The 20,134-nt window shown below is 62.6% G+C and carries 23 protein-coding genes; 7 read left to right on the top strand and 16 right to left on the bottom strand.

What is annotated here, in order from left to right:
- Nucleotides 1-25: 25 nt before the first annotated feature.
- Nucleotides 26-1,441 carry an aspartate aminotransferase family protein gene (locus E4T63_RS19085; RefSeq protein WP_135296274.1) on the top strand — a complete coding sequence of 472 codons (1,416 nt, stop codon included), beginning with the start codon at nucleotides 26-28 and terminating at the stop codon, nucleotides 1,439-1,441.
- Between the two features lie 83 nt (nucleotides 1,442-1,524).
- The gene (locus tag E4T63_RS19080; RefSeq protein ID WP_003226665.1) at nucleotides 1,525-1,749 is read left to right on the top strand and encodes an MbtH family protein; all 225 of its coding nucleotides are present in this window, start codon (nucleotides 1,525-1,527) and stop codon (nucleotides 1,747-1,749) included.
- Nucleotides 1,750-1,935: 186 nt separating this feature from the next.
- On the opposite strand, the gene E4T63_RS19075 is transcribed toward E4T63_RS19080, so the two are convergent.
- The 8 genes from E4T63_RS19075 to E4T63_RS19035 form a co-directional block, all read right to left on the bottom strand.
- On the bottom strand, nucleotides 1,936-2,841 hold the full coding sequence (locus tag E4T63_RS19075; protein WP_135296273.1) for a metal ABC transporter substrate-binding protein: 906 nt from the start codon (nucleotides 2,839-2,841) through the stop codon (nucleotides 1,936-1,938).
- Nucleotides 2,842-3,741 (bottom strand): metal ABC transporter permease, encoded by a 900-nt coding sequence (locus E4T63_RS19070; protein ID WP_098964853.1) that lies wholly within the window; start codon nucleotides 3,739-3,741, stop codon nucleotides 2,842-2,844.
- Nucleotides 3,741-4,589 (bottom strand): metal ABC transporter ATP-binding protein, encoded by an 849-nt coding sequence (locus tag E4T63_RS19065; protein ID WP_098964851.1) that lies wholly within the window; start codon nucleotides 4,587-4,589, stop codon nucleotides 3,741-3,743. Before E4T63_RS19065 ends, E4T63_RS19070 begins: the two co-directional genes overlap by 1 nt.
- Nucleotides 4,590-4,768: 179 nt before the next feature.
- Nucleotides 4,769-5,698, bottom strand: coding sequence for a metal ABC transporter solute-binding protein, Zn/Mn family (locus E4T63_RS19055; protein WP_135296272.1), 930 nt, complete (start codon nucleotides 5,696-5,698; stop codon nucleotides 4,769-4,771).
- A 35-nt stretch (nucleotides 5,699-5,733) separates the two neighbouring features.
- Nucleotides 5,734-6,309: a DUF6162 family protein gene (locus tag E4T63_RS19050; protein WP_098964847.1), complete on the bottom strand. Its 576-nt coding sequence runs from the start codon at nucleotides 6,307-6,309 to the stop codon at nucleotides 5,734-5,736.
- On the bottom strand, nucleotides 6,306-6,647 hold the full coding sequence (locus tag E4T63_RS19045; RefSeq protein ID WP_097088250.1) for a hypothetical protein: 342 nt from the start codon (nucleotides 6,645-6,647) through the stop codon (nucleotides 6,306-6,308). The genes E4T63_RS19050 and E4T63_RS19045 overlap by 4 nt, the downstream gene beginning before the upstream one ends.
- Nucleotides 6,644-7,186, bottom strand: coding sequence for a hypothetical protein (locus tag E4T63_RS19040; RefSeq protein WP_027613388.1), 543 nt, complete (start codon nucleotides 7,184-7,186; stop codon nucleotides 6,644-6,646). Before E4T63_RS19040 ends, E4T63_RS19045 begins: the two co-directional genes overlap by 4 nt.
- Complete coding sequence (locus E4T63_RS19035) at nucleotides 7,183-8,373, bottom strand: PepSY-associated TM helix domain-containing protein (RefSeq protein ID WP_135296271.1); 1,191 nt, start codon at nucleotides 8,371-8,373, stop codon at nucleotides 7,183-7,185. Before E4T63_RS19035 ends, E4T63_RS19040 begins: the two co-directional genes overlap by 4 nt.
- 406 nt (nucleotides 8,374-8,779) lie before the next feature.
- Between E4T63_RS19035 and leuC the strand changes: the two genes are divergently transcribed.
- Together leuC and leuD are read left to right on the top strand one after the other, a co-directional pair.
- Nucleotides 8,780-10,198, top strand: a complete 1,419-nt coding sequence (gene leuC, locus E4T63_RS19025; protein WP_135296270.1) for a 3-isopropylmalate dehydratase large subunit — start codon at nucleotides 8,780-8,782, stop codon at nucleotides 10,196-10,198.
- Nucleotides 10,195-10,809: a 3-isopropylmalate dehydratase small subunit gene (gene leuD, locus E4T63_RS19020; RefSeq protein WP_134786979.1), complete on the top strand. Its 615-nt coding sequence runs from the start codon at nucleotides 10,195-10,197 to the stop codon at nucleotides 10,807-10,809. Before leuC ends, leuD begins: the two co-directional genes overlap by 4 nt.
- A 126-nt stretch (nucleotides 10,810-10,935) precedes the next feature.
- Here leuD and E4T63_RS19015 read toward each other — a convergent pair whose 3' ends face one another.
- The 4 genes from E4T63_RS19015 to soxR form a co-directional block, all read right to left on the bottom strand.
- Nucleotides 10,936-11,886 carry a LysR substrate-binding domain-containing protein gene (locus E4T63_RS19015; protein ID WP_135296269.1) on the bottom strand — a complete coding sequence of 317 codons (951 nt, stop codon included), beginning with the start codon at nucleotides 11,884-11,886 and terminating at the stop codon, nucleotides 10,936-10,938.
- Between the two features lie 24 nt (nucleotides 11,887-11,910).
- The gene (locus tag E4T63_RS19010; RefSeq protein ID WP_134786977.1) at nucleotides 11,911-12,786 is read right to left on the bottom strand and encodes an alpha/beta fold hydrolase; all 876 of its coding nucleotides are present in this window, start codon (nucleotides 12,784-12,786) and stop codon (nucleotides 11,911-11,913) included.
- Between the two features lie 239 nt (nucleotides 12,787-13,025).
- Entirely contained in the window at nucleotides 13,026-13,484 is a 459-nt protein-coding gene (locus E4T63_RS19005; protein WP_097088236.1) for a VOC family protein, read from the bottom strand.
- Nucleotides 13,485-13,587: 103 nt separating this feature from the next.
- Nucleotides 13,588-14,037 (bottom strand): redox-sensitive transcriptional activator SoxR, encoded by a 450-nt coding sequence (soxR, locus tag E4T63_RS19000; RefSeq protein ID WP_103368494.1) that lies wholly within the window; start codon nucleotides 14,035-14,037, stop codon nucleotides 13,588-13,590.
- Nucleotides 14,038-14,132: 95 nt separating this feature from the next.
- Here soxR and E4T63_RS18995 point away from each other — a divergent pair, with 95 nt between their 5' ends.
- Entirely contained in the window at nucleotides 14,133-14,498 is a 366-nt protein-coding gene (locus E4T63_RS18995; RefSeq protein WP_134786976.1) for an antibiotic biosynthesis monooxygenase, read from the top strand.
- Here the strand turns inward: E4T63_RS18995 and E4T63_RS18990 are convergent.
- The 4 genes from E4T63_RS18990 to msuE form a co-directional block, all read right to left on the bottom strand.
- The gene (locus tag E4T63_RS18990; RefSeq protein ID WP_135296268.1) at nucleotides 14,495-15,598 is read right to left on the bottom strand and encodes a sigma-54 interaction domain-containing protein; all 1,104 of its coding nucleotides are present in this window, start codon (nucleotides 15,596-15,598) and stop codon (nucleotides 14,495-14,497) included. The genes E4T63_RS18995 and E4T63_RS18990 overlap by 4 nt on opposite strands.
- Nucleotides 15,599-15,623: 25 nt before the next feature.
- Nucleotides 15,624-16,811 carry an acyl-CoA dehydrogenase family protein gene (locus E4T63_RS18985; protein ID WP_135296267.1) on the bottom strand — a complete coding sequence of 396 codons (1,188 nt, stop codon included), beginning with the start codon at nucleotides 16,809-16,811 and terminating at the stop codon, nucleotides 15,624-15,626.
- Nucleotides 16,812-16,939: 128 nt separating this feature from the next.
- Nucleotides 16,940-18,085, bottom strand: coding sequence for an FMNH2-dependent alkanesulfonate monooxygenase (gene ssuD / locus E4T63_RS18980; RefSeq protein WP_135296266.1), 1,146 nt, complete (start codon nucleotides 18,083-18,085; stop codon nucleotides 16,940-16,942).
- Nucleotides 18,086-18,095: 10 nt separating this feature from the next.
- Nucleotides 18,096-18,659, bottom strand: coding sequence for an FMN reductase (msuE, locus tag E4T63_RS18975; RefSeq protein ID WP_135296265.1), 564 nt, complete (start codon nucleotides 18,657-18,659; stop codon nucleotides 18,096-18,098).
- A gap of 392 nt (nucleotides 18,660-19,051) precedes the next feature.
- Here msuE and E4T63_RS18970 point away from each other — a divergent pair, with 392 nt between their 5' ends.
- Nucleotides 19,052-19,309: a hypothetical protein gene (locus E4T63_RS18970; protein ID WP_135296264.1), complete on the top strand. Its 258-nt coding sequence runs from the start codon at nucleotides 19,052-19,054 to the stop codon at nucleotides 19,307-19,309.
- Nucleotides 19,310-19,409: 100 nt separating this feature from the next.
- Entirely contained in the window at nucleotides 19,410-20,024 is a 615-nt protein-coding gene (locus E4T63_RS18965; RefSeq protein ID WP_003226640.1) for a LysE family translocator, read from the top strand.
- The last annotated feature ends 110 nt before the right edge of the window (nucleotides 20,025-20,134 follow it).

The raw sequence follows: 20,134 nt of genomic DNA, 5'->3' as shown, positions 1-20,134 counted from the left end.
CCATAGCGTATTGAGGGGTCGAGAGATGTCAGTCGCCACCAGCCTTATCGAAGAGTCGTCGGCCCGGATCAGCTCCGCGCCGGCGGAAACCCTGTATCAGTTCAACGAATCACCACTACTGGCCCGGCAGAGCCAGCAGGAATCCAATGCCCGCAGCTATCCGCGACGCATTCCGCTGGCACTCAAGCGCGCCAAGGGCCTGTACGTCGAAGATGTCGAAGGCCGGACCTTCATCGATTGCCTGGCCGGTGCCGGGACTCTGGCCTTGGGGCACAACCACCCGGTGGTAATCGAGGCGATCCAGCAAGTGCTGGCCGATGAGCTGCCGCTGCACACCCTCGACCTGACCACGCCAGTGAAGGATCAGTTCGTCCAGGACCTGTTCGGTTTGCTGCCGCCATTACTGGCGGCCGAAGCGAAAATCCAGTTCTGCGGCCCGACCGGTACCGATGCGGTGGAAGCCGCGTTGAAACTGGTGCGCACCGCCACCGGGCGCAGCACGGTGTTGTCGTTCTCCGGCGGTTATCACGGCATGAGCCAAGGCGCATTGAGCCTGATGGGCAGTCTGGGGCCAAAAAAGCCGCTGGGCGCCTTGCTCAGCAACGGTGTGCAATTCATGCCGTTCCCTTATGACTATCGTTGCCCGTTCGGTCTCGGCGGCGCGGCCGGGGTCAAAGCCAACCTGAGTTATCTGGAAAACCTGCTTAATGATCCTGAGGCCGGTGTGCAGTTGCCGGCAGCGGTGATTGTCGAAGCGGTGCAGGGCGAGGGCGGGGTGATCCCGGCCGACATCGAGTGGCTGCGCGGCTTGCGTCGAATCACCGAAAAGGCCGGTGTGGCGCTGATCGTCGACGAGATCCAAAGCGGTTTCGCGCGTACCGGCAAGATGTTTGCCTTCGAACACGCCGACATCGTCCCCGACGTGGTGGTGTTGTCCAAAGCCATCGGCGGCAGCCTGCCGCTGGCGGTGGTGGTCTATCGCGACTGGCTCGACACCTGGCAACCGGGTGCCCATGCGGGCACGTTCCGTGGCAATCAGATGGCGATGGCCGCCGGTTCCGCGGTGATGCGTTATCTGCTTGAACACAAGGTCTGCGAACACGCCGCCGCCATGGGCGAACGCCTGAGCGAACACCTGCGCATCCTGCAACGCGACTTCCCGCAACTGGGCGACATTCGTGGTCGTGGCTTGATGCTCGGCGTCGAACTGGTTGATCCGAACGGCGCGCCGGATGCGCTCGGTCACCCACCCGCGTTCGCGCGTCTGGCACCGCTGGTGCAGCGCGAATGCCTCAAGCGTGGGCTGATTCTCGAACTGGGCGGCCGGCATGGCGCGGTGGTGCGCTTCCTGCCGCCGTTGGTGATCACCGCCGCCGAAATCGACCGCGTCGCCGAGATCTTCGGCCGGGCCTTGGCCGCCGCCACCGCCGCCGCCGAGTAAATTTTTCGCAGCGCCGAACGTTCTTACTACATACCCGGCTGCACCCCCGGTGCAGCCCACCCTTACAACGATGGAGAACCAGCATGACGTCAGTATTCGACCGCGAGGACATCCTCTTTCAGGTCGTGGTCAACCACGAAGAGCAATACTCGATCTGGCCGGATTACAAAGCCGTGCCGGAGGGCTGGCGCACCGTGGGCAAGAGCGGCCTGAAGAAGGAATGCCTGGCCTACATTGAAGAAGTCTGGACCGACATGCGTCCGTTGAGCCTGCGGCAGAAGATGGAAGGGCAGGCGGCGGCTCAGTAATTTATCCGCCAAAAACAAACCCGCTGGACTGGTGACAGGCAGCGGGTTTTTTCATTGCTCGCAATGGTGTTGTTCTAGCGGGCCTCTTCGCGAGCAAGCCCGCTCCCACATTGGATCTGTGGTGCGCACAACTCCCCTGTGGGAGCGGGCTTGCTCGCGAAGAACGATAACGCGGTATTACTGAAACTACGCCCCACTCAACCCCTTGAGCAGCAAATCCACATTCCCTTCCAGCTCCGCCACCGGATCCGCTGCATCGGTACTCAACACCAGCAGATGACACCCCGATTCGGCAATCGCCGCTTTCACCGCTTCCGACGGCTGGCGATGATGCAGCACCATCGCCACGTCGTTGTCCTTCAGCGTCGCCGTGAGCTTCTTCAGATCTTCGGCTGTCCACTCGGCATCTGCTCGCGCGTCCTGGCCGATCAGCTCCAGATTCAGGCTGCCGATCAGGTAACCGAAGTGATCGCTGAGGCTCATCACGCTCAGGTTTTCAGCCTCGGCCAGGCGCGCTTCGCTGTCGGCGCTGAGCTTGAGCAGGCGCTGTTTCAGTGCCGCCAGATTAGCCTCGATCTTCGGCTTGGCGGACGGCGCCAGACGCACCAGATCCGCCGCGATCACGTCGGCCATCCGTCCCATGTTGTTGCTCGCCAGCCATGGCTGACTGTTCAAGCCATCGACCTTCAGCCCCGGCTGCACGGCGATCCCCGGCAGGGCGCCATCCACCGGGCGCGCCGCGTCGACTTCGACAATGCGAATGTTGCTGCGCCGCGCGACCGGGTACAGCGGATCATCGGCCCACAGCGAGCGCACGCCGATCACCGCGTCGGCATTGCTCGCCAGTTTGCCCAGCGCCGGAGCGCCGCGACCGGTGAAGTATGCGGTCTGACGGCTGCCCGGCAGATTCGCCGGAGCTGCGCGCTCCAGGCTGACGTCGGTGCCTTTGAGCAGCACTTCGCCGAGGCCGTAGGTGATGGGCAACGAGGCCAGTACGCGCAATGGTTTGGTGTTTTCAGCCGCCAGCAACGGGCTGCCAACCACGCCGCACAGGGCCATGGCCAGGGTCAGTTTTCGCAGTGAGAAAGTCATTTATCCAAGGTTCCCTTTCAGACTCGGGACAACCCCGCGCGCGATGGCGGCGAGGGCGAAGGCGATGCCGGCGACCAGAATGATCGCGGCGCCGGACGGGATCGGCAGATCGAAGACGATCGGCGCGAGAATCCCGCACAGCGTGCTGACGGTAGCAATCAGCACCGAACACCAGAAGAAGCCCTTGAGCGACTGGCTGAGCAAACGCGCGGCCGCCGCCGGAATCACCAGCAACGCGCCGACCAGAATCGCGCCGATGACCTTCACCGCCGCGACGGTGATCAGCGTCACCAGAATCACGAACAGGTAATCCAGAGTCTTCACCGCGACGCCGCGCACCGACGCCAGTTGCGGGTTGAAACTGGCGAGCATGATCCGGTTGTACAAAGGCAGTGCCAGGGCCATGACCAGCGAACCGACGATGGCCAGCACCAGCAGGTCATTGCCATTGACGGTGAGCACCGAACCGAACAGCACGTTCTCCAGAATGTGCACATTGATCTTGCCGGCGAGAATCAGCAGCAGGCTCGCGCCGAGCGCCAGCGACACCGAGAGGAACACGCCGATCAGGGTATCCGGCGCCAGGCCGGTGCGGTTGCGCAGGTAATTGAGCAGGATGCCGAACAGCAGGCAGTAGCCGAACAGACTGCCGTACGGCCCGGTATAGGGTTCACCGAGCAGAATGCCGATGGCCACGCCGGTCAGCGCCGCGTGCCCGACCGCTTCGGAGAAAAACGCGAAGCGCTTGACCACCACCAGCGTGCCGAGGCCGCCGAGCACCGGGCCGATCAACAGGCCGGCGAGCAGTGCGTTGACCACAAAGCCGTAGGCCAGCGCTTCCGGCAGGTAACCGGACGACGCCCAGCCCTGGACCATCAAACGAAAGGCTTCGTAACTCATTAGACCGCGCTCCGTGGATGGGTGGAAAACAGACTCAGCAGCCGTTCCGGAGTCAGCGCCTGTTGCGGCGTGGCGTCGAACAGCACGCGGCGGTTGAGACCGGTGACCCGGTCGGCCAGACGCTTGACCGCTTCCAGATCGTGCTCGATCCACAGCACGGTGATGCCGGCGGCGCGCCAGTCGCCGAGCAGGCGTTCGAAGACCTGGATCCCGGCTTCGTCGAGGGCTGACATCGGCTCATCCAGCACCAGCAATTGCGGGGCCGGGATCAGGCCTTGAGCGAGCAATACGCGCTGCCGTTCGCCACCGGATAACGCGCCCATGCGCCGCTTGCGTTTGTCCTGCATACCGACCCGTTCCAGCGCCTCGCCGATGGCCTTGGCGTAGTGCTTGCTCAGGCCGAGAAACGCCGGGCGGCGCTGGCACATGGCGGCCATGAAATCGTCGACGGTCATCGGCAGGCCGCGATCGAACTCCAGCGCCTGCGGCACGTAGCCGATGGTGCCGGGTTGGCCGGGCCAGTGCAGGCTCAACTGGCCTTGATGCGGCATCTGCCCGAGCAAGGTCTTGATCAGCGAACTCTTGCCACCGCCGTTGGGGCCGACCAGGGCGTGGACGTGACCGGGCTGAACCTGGAAGGTCACGTTGTCGAGGATCGTGGTGCGCCCGAGGGTCAGAGAGACTCCCGCAAAATCCAGAGTCGGCCCACTTACCCCTTGTGGGAGCGGGCTTGCTCGCGAATGCGGTGGTTCATTCAATAATGATGCTGACTGACCGGACGCCTTCGCGAGCAAGCCCGCTCCCACAGGGGATGGCGGGGTGTCAGAGAGGGTTTCTTTTGCTGTCATGCCCCGGACTCCTGAATCGCCCGCACCACGGTGTCGAGGTTGCCGGTCATCTTGTGGGAGCGGGCTTGCTCGCGAATGCGGTGTGTCATTCGATAAAGATGTTGGCTGATCCGGCGCTTTCGCGAGCAAGCCCGCTCCCACAGGGGATGGCGGGGTGTCAGAGAGGGATTCTTTTGCTGTCATGCCCCGGACTCCTGAATCGCCCGCACCACGGTGTCGAGGTTGCCGGTCATTTCCTTTTCGTACTTGTCGGCGGTGTATTCGCCATAGGAAATGTGCGACAGCGGGTACAGCTTCACCCCGGACTCACGCTGGATGGTTTCGACGTAGGTCGAGGGGAAATCCATCTCCGAGAAAATCACCTTCACGTCGAGTTCGCGCAGTTGGTCGATGGTCTTTTTCAACTGGCTCGGGCTCGGTTCGATGCCGTGGGCCGGTTCGACCACGGCCGTCACTTCCAGGCCGAATTCGCGCAGCAGATAGTCATAAGCCGCATGCACCGTGGCCACGCGCAGTTCGGCGTTCGGTGCCTGGGTCAGTTTGGCCAGCGCATCGGCGCGCATCTGCCGCAGGCGTTTGCCGTAGGCGCGGGCGTTCTGGGTATAGTTCTTGGCGTTATCCGGTTCGAGTTTGCCCAGCTCGCGGGCGATGTTGTTGACCTGGGCAATCGAGGCGCTGATCGACAGGAAGGTGTGGGGGTTGACCACTTTGCCGGCGCCGCGCGCAGCGGTACCGGTGGCCGCCAGCAGCGGCACGTTTTCGTTGGCTTCGATGGTCTTGATGTTCGGCGTTTCGCTGGCGGCGATCATGCGGTCGGCGAAGTCGTCATGACCGACCCCGTTGAGCACGATCACATCCAGCCCGCTGATGCGCTTGATGTCTTCGGCGCGTGGCTCGTAGGCGTGCGGGTTGAAGCCGGCGGGAATCAGCGGCACCACCTCGGCCTTGTCGCCGACGATATTCGCCACATAGCTGTAATACGGGTGCAGGGTGATGCCGATGCGCAGGCGTTTGCCCGGATCGGCGCTGGCCAGCGGGCTCAGCAGGCACGCGCACAGGCCTAACAGCAGGGTGCGCAGGAGGGGACGGCGAGTCAGGGAAATAAGCATGGGCAAGCGGTCTTCTCTCGGGTGAAGGCGAAGGTTCAGTGGCGATGCTCGCGGGTCACACCGGCATCGAACTGCGCGACGATCTGTTTCCAGCCGGCGGCGGACAGCGCGGCGTCAGTCAGTTCGGTGGGCGTCTGCAGCTCTGCGGCGCGGTTGAGCCAGATGTCCGGCGCGGCAGTGGCGTCGGCGCTCAATAGCATCACGAACGAACCGGCGACGGCGGGCGCCTGGCTGTGGCCGAAATAGGCCGTGTCCGCCAGCAATTGCCAGGCATGCCCGCCACGGCTGACCGAACTGGCGTCCTGGGCGAACGGGGCGAAACCTTCTTCAGCCAGGGTCTGTGGCGTCGGCAGGCTCTGCTGTTCTTCATGCAGCAGGCGAATTTCATCGAGGGTCACCCGCAGGTCGGCGTAGATGCCTTGCTCGGCGGCGCTGAGATCGCGCCGCGCATCGAGCTGATGGCTGGCGACCGGCTCCGGCTCATGGGACACCCCGCGCCACGCCACCACCGAGCCGGCGACGGCAAGGATCAGTAAACACAACAGCAGAACATTGAGGGTTTCATGCCCGGCACCGGCCGGGCGGACGACTTGGGTGGTGGGCGTGCTCATGGGGCCTCGATGTCGGCTTGGTCGATTTCCACAACGTGGCCGGGGCCGGCGTCGAACAGCACATAAAACTCGGCCGCCGGTTTCTTGAACGTCACGGTCGAGTCGGCGCCGAGCTTGCCCGGCAGCAGAATGGTTTCGTCGTAACCGATCACATCGAGGGTCACCCCCGGTGCGCCGCTGCCGTCGGAGAAGCCGCCGGTGCATTTGATCTGCTCGGCATCGACGGCTTTGCATTCGCACATCGGGTTATGGGCCAGGGCGCCGGCGCTGAAACCTGCGCACAGCATCAGCAACGCGGCGCGCAACTGCAGGCGGGAAGGGCGTTGAACGCGGTTCATGGTTTGGCTCCTTGTTGGTTCAGCCAGGCGAGGGTGGCGGGGGAGGCCTGGCTCAGGGGAATCGAGGCCTGATGCATGCTGCCGTCCCAGCCTTCCATGGTGATCCACAGTTCGGCATCGGCTTTGGTCTTTTCCGCCACCGGCAATTGCGCGCCCATGCGATACGGCGTGCCAAAGAAAATCACCCCGGCGGCGCGCAGGCTGCGCGGTTTGCCGATGCGCAGGTAGGTGGCCTTGACCTGTTCGACACAGGCATCGCACAGGGCGGCATTGAAGTCCTTCATGTAGCCGGCGGGGCCGCTAAGGCGCGGTGCTTCGTTACGCAGTTCGGCCAGGCGCAGGCTCCACGGGCCGACCTGAATTTCGCCGACCTCATGCTCACCGAGGCCGACGTCACCGCGAAACAGCGCGGCATCGGCGAAATACTTGGGCATGAAGCCCAACGGAATCAGCAGTAGCAGGGCGTTCAGATGAAAGCGCCATTTGTGCCAGAAGCGGCGCAGGGCGGACGGTTGGGCAGTGCGATTGGACGGACTCACAGGCTGACCTCCGCCGGTTCACGGCTGACGCGGGGGCTGCGGGCCTTTTTATTTTCGCGCTTGAGCGCGTTGGCGGTGGCCAGCGCGGTGCGCTTGGTCCAGATCAACAGGCCGCTGAGGACCATCATGCTCAGCAGCAGACCGAAGAAGAACCAGATCAGTTTGATCCACAGACCGCCGAAATCACCGGTGTGCAGCGGGCGCATCGACTCGGTGACGAACTCCAGCGAGGAGCGGTCAGTCAGCAGTCGCGTGGCGGCCATCTCACCGTGGTACGGGTTGAGCGTGGCGGTCTGGAACATCAGCGGATACCAGCCGCGCCCGCCAAGGCTCAAGTGGCTGTAGGCATTGCCCGGCAGGCTGACGAAGCTGACTTCCAGCCCGGGGATGTGCTGTTCGGCGATCTGTACCGCGCGATCGAGGCTGATTCGTGGGGGAGGACTGGCGTCGCTCGACATCGGTACGCTTTCCCGGGACATGGCGGGAATGATCGGTTCGCTGCTGATGGACACCTGGTTGTCGGCCAGAATGGCCTGGATCAGAAACCAGGTGCCCGTGATCGAGATCACCGCGATGAACCAGATCGACCAGATGCCGCTCAGTCGATGGAAGTCGCCCCAGAAAATCCGCGCGCCGTGGCGAAAACGCAGGGTGGGTTTGAAGAAACCTTTCCAGAAGCGCTTGTACACCACCAGCCCGGTGATCAGCGAAGCGAGCATCGGCAGGCCGAGGAACGACACCAGGTACCAGCCCCAGCTGAAACCGTTGGTGAACGGCACCAGCCACCAGCCGTGCAGGGCGCGGGTGAACGCCTTGAAGTTGAAGTCCGGCGCCGCGCCCTGGATCACCCCGGTGTACGGGTTGACGTAGACCGTCTGCGAGCGGCCGTCGGGGTAGCTGACCTCGACGTCGAGGGCGAAGTGCGATTCGTCGGGGCGGCTGATGCTTTCCACCAGCGTCTGCGGTTCGGCCTGTTTGATCGCGGCCAGCACTTGATCGTAACTGAGCCGCGGTGCGTCATCCGATGGCTGGCTGGCGCGCATTTGCGGGTTGGCCAGCCAGACGATTTCCTGACTGACCACCGCCAGCGTGCCGGTGACACAGACGATCAGGACAAAACACCAGATCGGCAGCGCGAGCCAGCTATGCACCAGGAACCACAGTTTGGAACGGGATTTCTTCGACATGATTGCGCGTCTTGATTTCGATGAAAGGGCACGCGGCTACGGGCTTCGCAGCGCGGGTGTCCGCAAAAGGCGCGGTCGTGGCTGTTGCCTGTGCGAACGGCCTGCATCTCTATAGGACGGATGAGCCGGAGAAATCCCGAAAGGTGATATGAAAGCAAATGTTTCGCAATTCCCCCAGTCACCACCAACCCCTGTGGGAGCGAGCTTGCTCGCGAATGCGGTAGATCATTCAACTTTGATGTCGACTGACGCGACGCCTTCGCGAGCAAGCCCGCTCCCACAGGGGCAGTCATTGATCAGCCGATCAAACACGATTCATGAACGCCGCTCTCACTGCCTGCCAATTGATGCCATCAAAGCGCTCCCTATGATGGAAAGCACCGCATTCCCTTGAGCGAGCGCCCTGATGAACCCCAGAACCCTCTACGACAAACACATCGATTCGCACACCGTGTGCCGCCTCGACGATCAGGGTCATGTGCTGTTGTATATCGATCGCCAGGTGATCAACGAATACACCAGCCCTCAGGCGTTCAGCGGTCTGCGTGCTGCCGGGCGCAAGGTCTGGCGGCCGGGTACGGCGTTGGCGGTGGTCGATCACGTCAACCCGACCACGCCGCAACGGGTGGCGGCAATGCCCGATGCCGGCGGTGCGCGGCAGGTGTCGTATCTGGCGGAGAACTGCCGGGATTTCGGCATCGAACTGCTGGATATCCTCGATAAACGTCAGGGCATCGAGCATGTGATCGCCCCGGAGCAGGGCTTCATTCTGCCGGGCATGGTCATCGCTGCCGGTGACAGCCACACCACCACGTACGGTGCGCTGGGGGCGTTCGGATTTGGCATTGGCACCTCGGAAATCGAGCACCTGCTGGCCTCGCAGACGCTGGTCTACAAACGTCTGAAAAGCATGCGCGTGACGGTGGATGGCGAACTGGTGCCGGGGCTGACGTCGAAGGACGTGATCATGGCGCTGATCGGCCGCATCGGTGCGTCGGGCGCCACTGGCTATGCGATCGAGTTCTGCGGATCGACCATCGATGAGCTGAGCGTCGAAGCGCGGATGACCATTTGCAACATGGCGGTCGAAGCCGGTGCACGCGGTGCGTTCATGGCGCCGGACGAAAAAGTCTTTGCTTATCTCAACGGCAAACCCCGCGCACCACAAGGCGTACTGTGGGCGCGCGGCGTGGAAAAGTGGCGTGAACTGCGCAGCGATCCCGGTGCCGTGTTCGACCGCGAAATCCATCTCGACGCCAGCCTGCTGGAGCCGATGGTCACCTGGGGAACCAGCCCCGATCAGGCCGCGCCGATCGGTGCGCAGGTGCCGGACCCGCAACGCATCGACGATCCGATCCTGCGTCAGGACATGCGCCGCGCCCTCCAATACATGGGCCTGGAGGCGGGGATGGCGCTGCGCGATATCGTCATCAGCCACGCTTTTATCGGCTCCTGCACCAACGCGCGGATCGAGGATCTGCGTGACGCCGCCAGCGTGGTGCGCGGTCGGCGGGTGGCCGGGCATGTGCGGGCGATGATCGTGCCCGGCTCCAGTGAGGTCCGCGCTCAGGCTGAAGCCGAAGGGCTGGCGCAGATCTTCATCGACGCCGGGTTTGAATGGCGCCAGTCCGGCTGCTCGATGTGCCTGGCGATGAACGATGACGTGCTCGCGCCCGGCGACCGTTGCGCCTCCAGCACCAACCGCAATTTCGAAGGCCGCCAGGGTGCCGGGGCGCGCACCCATCTGATGAGTCCGGCGATGGTTGCCGCTGCCGCCATCAGCGGCCACCTCACCGACATCCGCCACTTTGGAGAACGCCCATGAGCCTGCAACCCTTCACGCAAGTCAGCGGCCAGGCCGCGCCGCTGCTCGCGGCCAACGTCGACACCGACGTGATCATGCCCAAGCAGTTTCTCAAGGGTATCGACCGTCAGGGACTGGATCGTGGGCTGTTTTTCGATCTGCGCTTTCTTGCCGACGGCACGCCCAACCCGGAATTCGTGTTGAACCAGCCAGCCTGGCAGGGCGCGAGTTTTCTGGTAGTCGGGGCGAATTTCGGCTGCGGTTCCAGCCGCGAACACGCGGTGTGGGGGTTGCAGCAAATGGGCATTCGCGCGCTGATCGGCAGCAGTTTTGCCGGGATCTTTTACGACAACTGCCAGCGCAACGGGGTGTTGCTGATTACCCTGGACGAGGCACAGGTGCAGCGCATTGGCCGGTTGGTGAGTCAGCCTGAAACGGTACTGATCAATGTGGATCTGGAGGCGCAGCAGATACGTCTGGCGGACGGTGAAGTCATCGATTTCCAGATTGATGACTTGCGCAAGACCGCGCTGTTGCTGGGGCTGGATGCGATTGGCAGTACCTTGCAGCGGCGTGAGCAGATCGAGGCGTTCGAGCGCGAACATCTGGCCGCCAACCCATGGCTGACCTGACACCCAACTAGCCCTCTGTAGGCCTTCGCCTGCTCGCGATGGCGTCGTGTCAGTCGAAATAATCATTGGCTGAATGACCGCCATCGCGAGCAGGCTCACTCCTACAAGGGTTTGGTGTTGCACCCGCTATAGCGACAAATCCTTGAAATGCCCCTGCAAAAACTCCACACACGCCCGCAGCTTTCCGGAGTTGGCCAGCCGCGTCGGGTACACCGCCCAGACATTGGCGCTCTGGCTGTAAGCGGCCAGCACCGGCAGCAGTCGGCCCTGTTCCAGCAATGGTTTCACATCCCACAATGAACGCAGCAACACGCCGCGTCCGTCGAGCGCCCATTGCAGGACAATCTCGCCGTTGTTGGAAGACAGCGGCCCACTGACCCGCACGCTTTCCTGTGTGCCGTCACGATCCAGATGCCAGACGCCGAAAGCGTTGTCGCGCTCCTTGATCACCAGGCAGTCATGTTGTTGCAGATCGTCCAGAGTCTGCGGTGTGCCGCGGCGCTCAAGGTATGCGGGCGCAGCGCACAGCACCCGGCGGTTACTCACCAGTTGCCGGCCGATGTGCTGGCCGGGCAGGTCGTCGCCGACGCGGATTTCCAGATCGAAACCCTCGTTGACGATGTCCACTGCGCGGTCGAACAGGTCCAGGCGGATCTGCAACTGCGGGTGAAGCTCGGCCAGCCGCGAAACCGCAGGCGCCACATGGTTGCGGCCGAAACCGAAACTGCTGCAGATGTGCAAGCGCCCGCGTGGGCTGTCGTGAGCGTCGGCGAGATCGTCATGCAGTTGTTGAAAATCATCGAGGATGCGCAAGGCCCAGCGCTGCACCCGCTCGCCGTCCTCGGTCAGCGACACCCGGCGACTGGTGCGGTGCAGGAGGCGAGTGCCGAGGGTCGATTCGAGAATCTGGATGCGTTTGCTGACGTAGGCCGGGGACAGGCCCAGTTCATCGGCGGCAGCGGCGAAACCGTTCTTGCGGATCACGGTCAGCAGCACGCGCAGGTCTTCGGGCAGGGGCACGGGGTCTTGGTTCTGGGACATGTGGGAACGAGCACTGGCGGCACAAGCCGCCAGCATAGCACCGGCCGTGCAGGGCTCGATTCAGCGCAGGAAATCCAGCGCTTCGGCGAGCAACAGTTCGGGCACTTCTTCGGCCAGATAATGCCCGGCCGGCAGCGCCTTGCCACTGACGTTGGTCGCCACATGCTGCCATTCCTTGAGCGGGTCAAAGCAGCGCCCGACTGTGCCTTGCGCACCCCACAGCACCCGCAGCGGCAGGTCAAGATGATGGCCGGCAGCGATGTCGGCCCGGTCATGTTCCAGGTCGATGCTGGCGCTGGCGCGGTAGTCCTCGCAAATGCCTCGGGCGCTGCCGGGACGTTGCAGGCAACGCAGGTATTCGCCGAACGCTGGCTCGGTGAACGGCGCGAGTCCGGCGCTGCGGCTGCCCATCACGCTGCGCAGATAGGCTGCGGGATCGGCTTCGATCAGGGTTTCCGGCAACGGCGCCGGGCGGATCAGGAAGAACCAGTGCCAATAGGCGCGGGCGAACGCTTCGTTGGTCTGCGTGTACATTGCCAGGGTCGGGGCGATGTCCAGCAGCATCATCCGTTGCACCGCAGCGCGGTGGTCGAGGGCCAGGCGATGGCCGACCCGGGCGCCACGGTCGTGGGCCAGAATCGAAAATTGTTCGAAGCCCAGCGCCTGCATCAACTCGAGGTTGTCCCTGGCCATTTCGCGTTTTGAGTAACGGCGGTGTTGTTCATCGGCAACCGGTCGGGCGCTGTCGCCATAGCCGCGCAGGTCGGCGGCGACCACGGTGAAATGCTCCGCCAACTGCTCGGCAATCTTGTGCCAGATCACGTGGGTCTGCGGGTGTCCGTGCAACAGCAACAGCCCCGGGCCGCTGCCGCCAAGGCGATAGGCGATGTCGACGCCGTTGACGTGGCGCTGGTCTTTGACGAATCCGGCAAACATCGGGCTGATCCTTGTTCAGGTGCGGGTGGGATGCATCCTGAAAGTGTTCGGCATTCGGGGCAAGGGTTGAAGCGTGGTGTGGTGGTTCATGAAGTGTGATGTGTGTCGCCAGGGCTGGCCCCTTCGCGGGCAAGCCCGCTCCCACAGTGTTTTTCTGTGTGACACCCATCGTATAAACACCGGAGATCCCTGTGGGAGCGGGCTTGCCCGCGAAGAGGCCAGCCCAAACCCTGAAAATCTCAACCCTGACTGAACATCTCCATCGCCCGCTGCTTGATCTGCTCTTCCGTCAGATCCTCCTTGCGCGTCGCCAGAAACCACAGGTGCCCATAGGGATCCTTCAGCGTCCCGCTGCGATCACCATAAAATTGATCCTTGACCTCCGACACCGCACTCGCCCCGGCATCCAGCGCCCGTTGAAAGGACTTGTCGACATCAGTGACATACAGATGCAGACCGACCGACACGGCATTGTCCGGACCACTCAACGGCCCTTGATCGCACGGCGTGCCGAGCATGATCGCGCTGTCGCCAATGCGCAGTTCGGCGTGGCCGACGCGCCCGTCGGGCATGTCCAGGCGCATGACCTGGGTCGCGCCAAAGGCTTTCTTGTAGAACTCGATGGCTTCGGCAGCCTTGAGGATGCCGAGGTACGGGGTAATGCTGTGATACCCCTCGGGAATGGGTTTGACGCTCATGACGTTCTCCCTGTTTTTGTTTTGCGAGGTATGGCTCCACCGGATTTGTGGAAGATTCACTATAGAACTGTCTGCGCGGCCAGGATTTTTCCCCGACGAGCAGTCAGTCCAGAAAGTGCGCCCCCGGCCCCTGATCACCGAGCACATCGCCCTGATTGCGTAACGGGCAGGCCTCCATCGACAGACACCCGCAACCGATGCAACCGGTGAGCCGGTCACGCAACAAGGTCAGCTGATTGATCCGCTCGTCCAGTTCGCGGCGCCATTGTTCGGACAGGACTTTCCAGTCTGCTGCTGTCGGAGCGCGGTCGTCGGGGAGTCTCTTCAGCGCCTCGCCAATCTCCGCCAGCGGAATGCCCAGACGCTGCGCGACCTTGATCAACGCCACCCGGCGCAAGACTGCCCGTGGATAACGGCGCTGATTGCCGGCATTGCGCTGGCTGGTGATCAGGCCTTTGGCTTCATAAAAGTGCAGGGCAGTGACCGCGACTCCGCTGCGCGCGGCGACTTCGCCCACGGTGAGCTGTTTGTGCAGGTTTTCCGGGGTGATCATTTTGCAATAGGGCTCTTGACCTTGACTTAACTAGAGGTTTTACCCTGCAGGCCTTCGAGTCGCAAGACTCGTCTTACGATGAATGGGGACTTCTCATGCAAACCTCGACGAAAAATCGCAGTTTTACCCAATTGATCGAATTCGAGATCGAGCCGCGCCAGCAACCGGCATTGGTCAGTGCGCTGGCGCAGCAGAGTGAACATCTGGCGCAGCGCTACGCAGGCTTTGTCAGCGCCAGCGTCCAGGTCAGCGACGACGGTCGGCGGGTGCTGAGCTTGCTCCAGTGGCAGAGCCGCGAAGCCGGGGAGGCGGCGTTCTGTCGCTATGAAAGCGGCGAGCAGGATTTCTGGCAGCTGATCCGCGCCCATCAGGCGAAGACCGTGACCTTCAATTCATTTCAGGTGTTGAGCAGCATCGCCCGCAGTCATGACGATGCGCTGCACTGCAATCTGGTCGGCTAGATCGACAACTGGATCAGGCGTTCACCGTGCAGGTTCTCCGTGAGTCGCCGCTTGTTCACCGCCAGTTCGCCGATCTTGATCAGCCGCGTGCGGGTGACATTGCGGCTCAGACCGAGCAGCGCGGCGGTGTGCACCTGGTTGTAATGGCAGAAGCGATAGGCGGCGCGCAGCAGGGCGTCTTCGACCTTTTCGTGGAGGGCGCCGGCCTGTTGTTCGAAGAGCTTCTGGAAGGCTCGCTCCAGCAGCGCTTCCGGTGAATCGTCGGTGTTCGACTGCTGATCGTCCGGGCGCTCGATGCGCAGGTTCGACAGGCGCAGATCATCGCGTTCGATCACGCCGTTGCGGCAGATCAACAGGGTGTGGTGGATGACGTTTTCCAGTTCGCGAATATTGCCCGGCCAACTGTAGCTGCGCAGTTTCTGTTCGGCACCGGGGCTGATGCTGACCCGTCCGTAACCCAGGCGCTGGCTGTAGGCCTCGATGAAATGCCGGGTCAGCGGCAGGATATCGCCGGGTCGTTCGCGCAGCGGACTGAGTTCCAGATTGACCACGTTCAACCGGTAGAACAGGTCTTCGCGGAAGTTTCCGGCATTGATCGCTTTCTCCAGTTGCACGTTGGTCGCGGCCAGCACGCGCACATCGATCGGAATGCTTTTGCGCGAGCCGAGGCGCACCACTTCGCGCTCCTGCAACACCCGCAGCAACTTGACCTGAATCGCCATCGGCAAATCGCCGATTTCGTCGAGGAACAAGGTGCCGCCATCTGCCTCTTCGAACCACCCGGCCTTGGCGCTGAGCGCGCCGGTGAAAGCCCCTTTTTCATGGCCGAACAGTTCGGCTTCCACCAGCGATTCGGAGAACGCGCCGCAGTTGACCGCGACAAACGGCCGATGCCGGCGGTGGCTCAGGTTATGGATGTGCCGCGCCACCAGCTCCTTGCCGGTGCCGGTCTCGCCGATGATCAGTACGCTGGCTTCGCTCGGCGCGACTTGTTGCAGATGCGCGAGCAGGGCCTGGGACTTGGGGTCTTCGAAGACCTGCGCGGTGGCGCGGATCGACGTCGCCAGAGCGGGTGAGGGCGGAAGGGTCAGCAGTTGCATGGGGCTCGCTCCATTAAAGGCAAGATCAGGAATAGAACGTCGGCACCGGCAGCGCCTGATTCAGCGCCCAGTCGCCCAGCTCATGAAGTTTGTAATCGAGCGGGTCGTGCAGGGTCTGCGTGCGCAGGTTGCGCCAGTGCCGATCGAGACGCAGCGAAGCGTGGGTCGAACGCGCGCCTGTGACTTCGAACAAGCGGCTGCAAATCTCCAGCCCCTGACGACTGGCGGCGACCTTGGCGGTGGCAATCGCCGTGGCCAGATGTCCACGTTCCTCAGCGGTCAGGTTCGGGCCTTTGGCCCAGGCCTCATCGAGCAGCGCGGCGGCCCGTTCGACCAGCAGGCGAATGCCTTCCAGCGCGACCCAGAACTCGCCGTAATGCGCGAGCACGTACGGGTCTTCACGAACATTGCGGGCGGCGGATTTGTGCCAGAGCCGGGTTTCGCTCAGGGTGTATTGCCGGGCTTCCTCAAAGGCACCTTCGGCGATCCCGAGGAACATGTGGGTGAAGGTCAGTTGCGCGATCAGCGGACGCAGGCAGGCGAACGGTGTGCTCAACGGACCGGGGTCAAGCAGCAGCTCGGATTCTTCGACCCGCACCCGTTCGAACGTGGCGCTGCCACTGTCGGTCTGGCGCTGGCCGATGTTGTTCCAGTCGTCGTGCAGAGTGATGCCGCTGCGACCGCTGGGGATCGCCGCGATCAGCAACTTGCCGCCGGCACTTTCGTCGACGGCCGAAGCGATCAGCATCTGCGAATCGCTGGCGCCGGAGCAGAAGCTTTTCTTCCCGGAAAACTCGCGCCAACCGCCGAAGTCCTTGACCACGGTGCGGGTGTCGAGCGGGTTGAGGGCGTTGCCCCAGAACCAGTTCTGCCGCGCGGTCTGTTCGAACCACGGCTGCCATTGTTCGGGCCGCGAGAACAGGCGCACGGTGGCGAGCATCAGGTGATGAAAACCGAAGACGTGGGCGATGGAACTGTCGACCTTGGCGAACTCGCGCACGATCTGCAGGGTTTCGCTCCATGTCGCGCCGAGGCCGCCGTAGCGGGTGGGAATGCTCAGGGCCAGCAGGCCGCTGTCGCGCAGGGCATCGCGTTCGGCCTTCGGCGTACCGCCGCGCTCGTCACGTTCGACGGCGGTCAAGGCGAATTCGGCGGCCAGTTGGCGCGCGGTCTGCAGCGGGGAGAGCAGGGTGCTTTGTGGTTTGGCGGTCACGCGGTGTTCCTCAAAATCGATGCAATCCCTGTAGGAGTGAGCCTGCTCGCGATGTGGTCAGCACAGTCGACATCACCGTCTCAGATACACCGCTTTCGCGAGCAGGCTCACTCCTACAATGGGCGTTTTTAGGCCTTGGCTTGGCCGGGCAACACATCGTTGGCAATCATTTCGCCAAACGGCCCGGTGAGGTTGGTGACGCCGCGTCCGGCCAGGCTTGCATACGGTTCGGGCAGCAGCGGGAACACCAGTTCGGCAAAGCGGTACGCTTCTTCCAGGTGCGGATAACCGGAAAAGATGAAGCTCTCGATACCGAGGTCGGCGTACTCCTTGATCCGCGCGGCCACTTGCTGCGGATCGCCCACCAGCGCGGTACCGGCACCGCCGCGTACCAGACCGACGCCGGCCCACAGGTTGGGGGCGATTTCCAGGTTGTCGCGACGCCCGTCGTGCAACGCCGCCATGCGCCGCTGGCCTTCGGAGTCGAAGCGCGAGAAGGATTTCTGCGCGGCTTCGATGGTCTCGTCGCTGATGTGCTCGATCAGTTTGTCCGCAGCCTTCCACGCCTCTTCGGCGGTCTCGCGAACGATGACGTGCAGGCGAATACCGAACTTCACCTTGCGTCCATGGCGAGCGGCACGTTCACGTACATCGGCGAGTTTTTCGGCAACGGCGGCGGGCGGTTCGCCCCAGGTCAGGTACACGTCGACTTGCTCGGCAGCGAGGTCATGCGCCGCGTCGGACGAGCCGCCGAAATACAACGGTGGATACGGTTTCTGCACCGGCGGATACAAGGCTTTGGCGTTCTGCACTTTCAGGTGCTTGCCCTCGAAATCCACCGATTCGCCTTGCAACACCCGGCGCCAGATCCTGAGGAATTCGTTGGTGACTTCGTAGCGTTCGCTGTGGCTCAGGAAGCTGCCGTCGCCACGGTTTTCGTCGGGGTCGCCGCCGGTCACCACGTTGATCAGCAGACGACCGTTGGACAGTCGATCGAGCGTCGCCGCCATGCGCGCCGAAACGGTGGGCGAAATGATCCCCGGGCGGATCGCTACCAGATAACGCAGGCGTTCGGTCAACGGCACCAGCGCCGAGGCGATCACCCACGAGTCTTCGCAGGAGCGCCCGGTGGGAATCAGCACGCCGTGATAGCCGAGGCTGTCGGCGGCTTGCGCCACTTGTTTCAGATAATTCAGGGTGACCGGGCGCGCGCCTTGGGTGGTGCCCAGGTAATGGCCGTCGCCGTGGGTCGGCAGGAACCAGAAAACATCCATGAGCAGCTCCTTAAGCGATTTTCAGCAACGGTTTGATTTGCGTGCCGAACAGCGGCGCGGCGCGTTCGGCGGCCAGGCGGATCCGCGCTTTCAGCGGTTCGCTGGTGATCTGGTAATCGGCGAAGTCGGCCTCGGTGGCGTACACGCCAATGGGCAGGGTCACGGCCTGGAAGAAACTGAGCAGTGGCCGCAACTGGTGATCGAGCACCAGTGCATGGCGCTCACTGCCACCGGTGGCGGCGAGCAGCACCGGGGTGTCGATCAGTGCGTTGAGGTCGATCAGGTCGAACAGATGCTTGAGCAGGCCCGGGTAGGAACCGCGATACACCGGCGCGGCGACGATCAGCAGATCCGCCTGTTCGATGGCTTGCAGTTCGGCCTCGACCTCGGCGCTCAGCTCCTGACGCGACAGGGCACCACCCAACGGGCGGGCGATGTCACCGAGTTCGATCAGATGACTCTCGACCGGTAAGTGTCCGGCCAGTTCGGCCAACAGCGCTTGGGTCAGCACCAGCGTGCGCGATGGACGCCAGGTGCCGCCGGAGAGGGCGACGACTTTCAGGGGACGCGACATGATCAGTTCCTTTTTATCAACAGTTGCTCAGCGAGCAGTGAGTAAGTGCCATGGCTTGAGCAAGCGCTGTACCAATTCCTGAGAGGCCCGGTTTACTTGGGCCTTAGCGCTCTGGCGTGAGTCGGTTGTGCAGATATCAGGCGGGTTTGCTGATCTGCTGTTGCCTGGGCAACAGTTGCTGGAGCAACAGTTGTTCGCCGTGTGCAGGGATTTATAGCGGCTGCTGGTTATTCCGTAAAAGAACGTTAATCGATATTTATAGATCGTTAAGAGATATGAAGGCGTTAAAGCTGAAATCCTGATAGCCACTATTGAGAGCGTTGATTTTTGCCCGGAGAGGCGCGGGCGTAGCCTTTGTCCATCGACTACCACCGCTCGCCAGGACGCTCCCCATGAATCGTTTACTGACTGTTTCGCTGCTGCTCGCTGTCTCCGTACTCGCCGGTTGCGCGAGCCACGTTTCCCCCGAACAACGGCCGTACACCGCCGAAGAATCCCGCGAACTGGCGATGGAGGCGCTGAACCGCAGCGGCTTGTCTTTCGACGAATATCACGCGAAGAAAGCCGCACTGCTGGGCGAGTCGCAATTCGACAAGAAAGCTGAAATGAGCGCCGGGCGTGCGATACAGCTGCACGGTCGTCCAAGTTAATCGAAAACTGTACTGCTCGAATTTTCACGTAACTGTCCGTGGGTTCGTGGGCCGCCGTGCGATAGGGTCAACACCAGAATGACCCCTGACGGATTACCCCATGACCCTCTCGCTTGATCTACTGTTGGGCTTTGCCCTGTTTGCCCTTGTCACCTCGATTACACCGGGGCCGAACAACACCATGTTGCTGGCGTCGGGCGTGAACTTTGGCTTCAACCGCACCATTCCTCACATGCTCGGCATTACCTGCGGTTTCTTCGTATTGGTGGTCGCCGTGGGCTTTGGCCTGGGCGCGGTGTTCCAGACTTACCCGATTCTCTACACCGTGCTGCGCTATCTCGGCGCTGCATATCTGTTGTACCTGGCGTGGAAAATCGCCCATTCGGGGCCGGTGGGTGAAGGCGTGGAAGGCGAGGCCAAACCGATCAGCTATCTGGGTGCCGCGGCGTTTCAGTGGGTCAATCCCAAGGCCTGGATCATGGCCATCGGCGCCATCAGCACCTACACGCCGATGCAGGGTTACTTCACCAACGTGGTGGTGATCGCTGCGGTGTTCGCCATCATCAACCTGCCCAGCGTCGGCGTCTGGGCAGCGTGCGGCACGCTGCTGCGTAACGTGCTGAAGGACCCGCGCTGGTTGCGGGTGTTCAACTGGGGCATGGCGGCGCTGTTGGTGATTTCGCTGTACCCGTTACTTCTCGAAAGCTTTCACTGACGCATTGCTTCAACCGCCGGCCCGATGCCTGTTAAGCTCGGCTTCAGGAGCGTTCCTACGCACTTTTAAATGAAGTTGTTCTTCTTTAACGGCATCCGATCAGGTATTGA

The sequence above is a fragment of the Pseudomonas fluorescens genome (genome assembly GCF_004683905.1).
Classification (GTDB): domain Bacteria; phylum Pseudomonadota; class Gammaproteobacteria; order Pseudomonadales; family Pseudomonadaceae; genus Aquipseudomonas; species Aquipseudomonas putida_A.
Note: the sequence above shows the minus strand (reverse complement) of the source record. Positions and strands in the feature narration are given on the sequence as shown.

Coding starts and splice junctions, on each gene's coding strand:
- E4T63_RS19085 (WP_135296274.1), top strand. CDS start 26: ATGTCAGTCGCCACCAGCCTTATCGAAGAGTCGTCGGCCCGGATCAGC.
- E4T63_RS19080 (WP_003226665.1), top strand. CDS start 1,525: ATGACGTCAGTATTCGACCGCGAGGACATCCTCTTTCAGGTCGTGGTC.
- E4T63_RS19075 (WP_135296273.1), bottom strand. CDS start 2,841: ATGACTTTCTCACTGCGAAAACTGACCCTGGCCATGGCCCTGTGCGGC.
- E4T63_RS19070 (WP_098964853.1), bottom strand. CDS start 3,741: ATGAGTTACGAAGCCTTTCGTTTGATGGTCCAGGGCTGGGCGTCGTCC.
- E4T63_RS19065 (WP_098964851.1), bottom strand. CDS start 4,589: ATGACAGCAAAAGAAACCCTCTCTGACACCCCGCCATCCCCTGTGGGA.
- E4T63_RS19055 (WP_135296272.1), bottom strand. CDS start 5,698: ATGCTTATTTCCCTGACTCGCCGTCCCCTCCTGCGCACCCTGCTGTTA.
- E4T63_RS19050 (WP_098964847.1), bottom strand. CDS start 6,309: ATGAGCACGCCCACCACCCAAGTCGTCCGCCCGGCCGGTGCCGGGCAT.
- E4T63_RS19045 (WP_097088250.1), bottom strand. CDS start 6,647: ATGAACCGCGTTCAACGCCCTTCCCGCCTGCAGTTGCGCGCCGCGTTG.
- E4T63_RS19035 (WP_135296271.1), bottom strand. CDS start 8,373: ATGTCGAAGAAATCCCGTTCCAAACTGTGGTTCCTGGTGCATAGCTGG.
- leuC (WP_135296270.1), top strand. CDS start 8,780: ATGAACCCCAGAACCCTCTACGACAAACACATCGATTCGCACACCGTG.
- leuD (WP_134786979.1), top strand. CDS start 10,195: ATGAGCCTGCAACCCTTCACGCAAGTCAGCGGCCAGGCCGCGCCGCTG.
- E4T63_RS19015 (WP_135296269.1), bottom strand. CDS start 11,886: ATGCTGGCGGCTTGTGCCGCCAGTGCTCGTTCCCACATGTCCCAGAAC.
- E4T63_RS19010 (WP_134786977.1), bottom strand. CDS start 12,786: ATGTTTGCCGGATTCGTCAAAGACCAGCGCCACGTCAACGGCGTCGAC.
- E4T63_RS19005 (WP_097088236.1), bottom strand. CDS start 13,484: ATGAGCGTCAAACCCATTCCCGAGGGGTATCACAGCATTACCCCGTAC.
- soxR (WP_103368494.1), bottom strand. CDS start 14,037: ATGATCACCCCGGAAAACCTGCACAAACAGCTCACCGTGGGCGAAGTC.
- E4T63_RS18995 (WP_134786976.1), top strand. CDS start 14,133: ATGCAAACCTCGACGAAAAATCGCAGTTTTACCCAATTGATCGAATTC.
- E4T63_RS18990 (WP_135296268.1), bottom strand. CDS start 15,598: ATGCAACTGCTGACCCTTCCGCCCTCACCCGCTCTGGCGACGTCGATC.
- ssuD (WP_135296266.1), bottom strand. CDS start 18,085: ATGGATGTTTTCTGGTTCCTGCCGACCCACGGCGACGGCCATTACCTG.
- msuE (WP_135296265.1), bottom strand. CDS start 18,659: ATGTCGCGTCCCCTGAAAGTCGTCGCCCTCTCCGGCGGCACCTGGCGT.
- E4T63_RS18970 (WP_135296264.1), top strand. CDS start 19,052: ATGAATCGTTTACTGACTGTTTCGCTGCTGCTCGCTGTCTCCGTACTC.
- E4T63_RS18965 (WP_003226640.1), top strand. CDS start 19,410: ATGACCCTCTCGCTTGATCTACTGTTGGGCTTTGCCCTGTTTGCCCTT.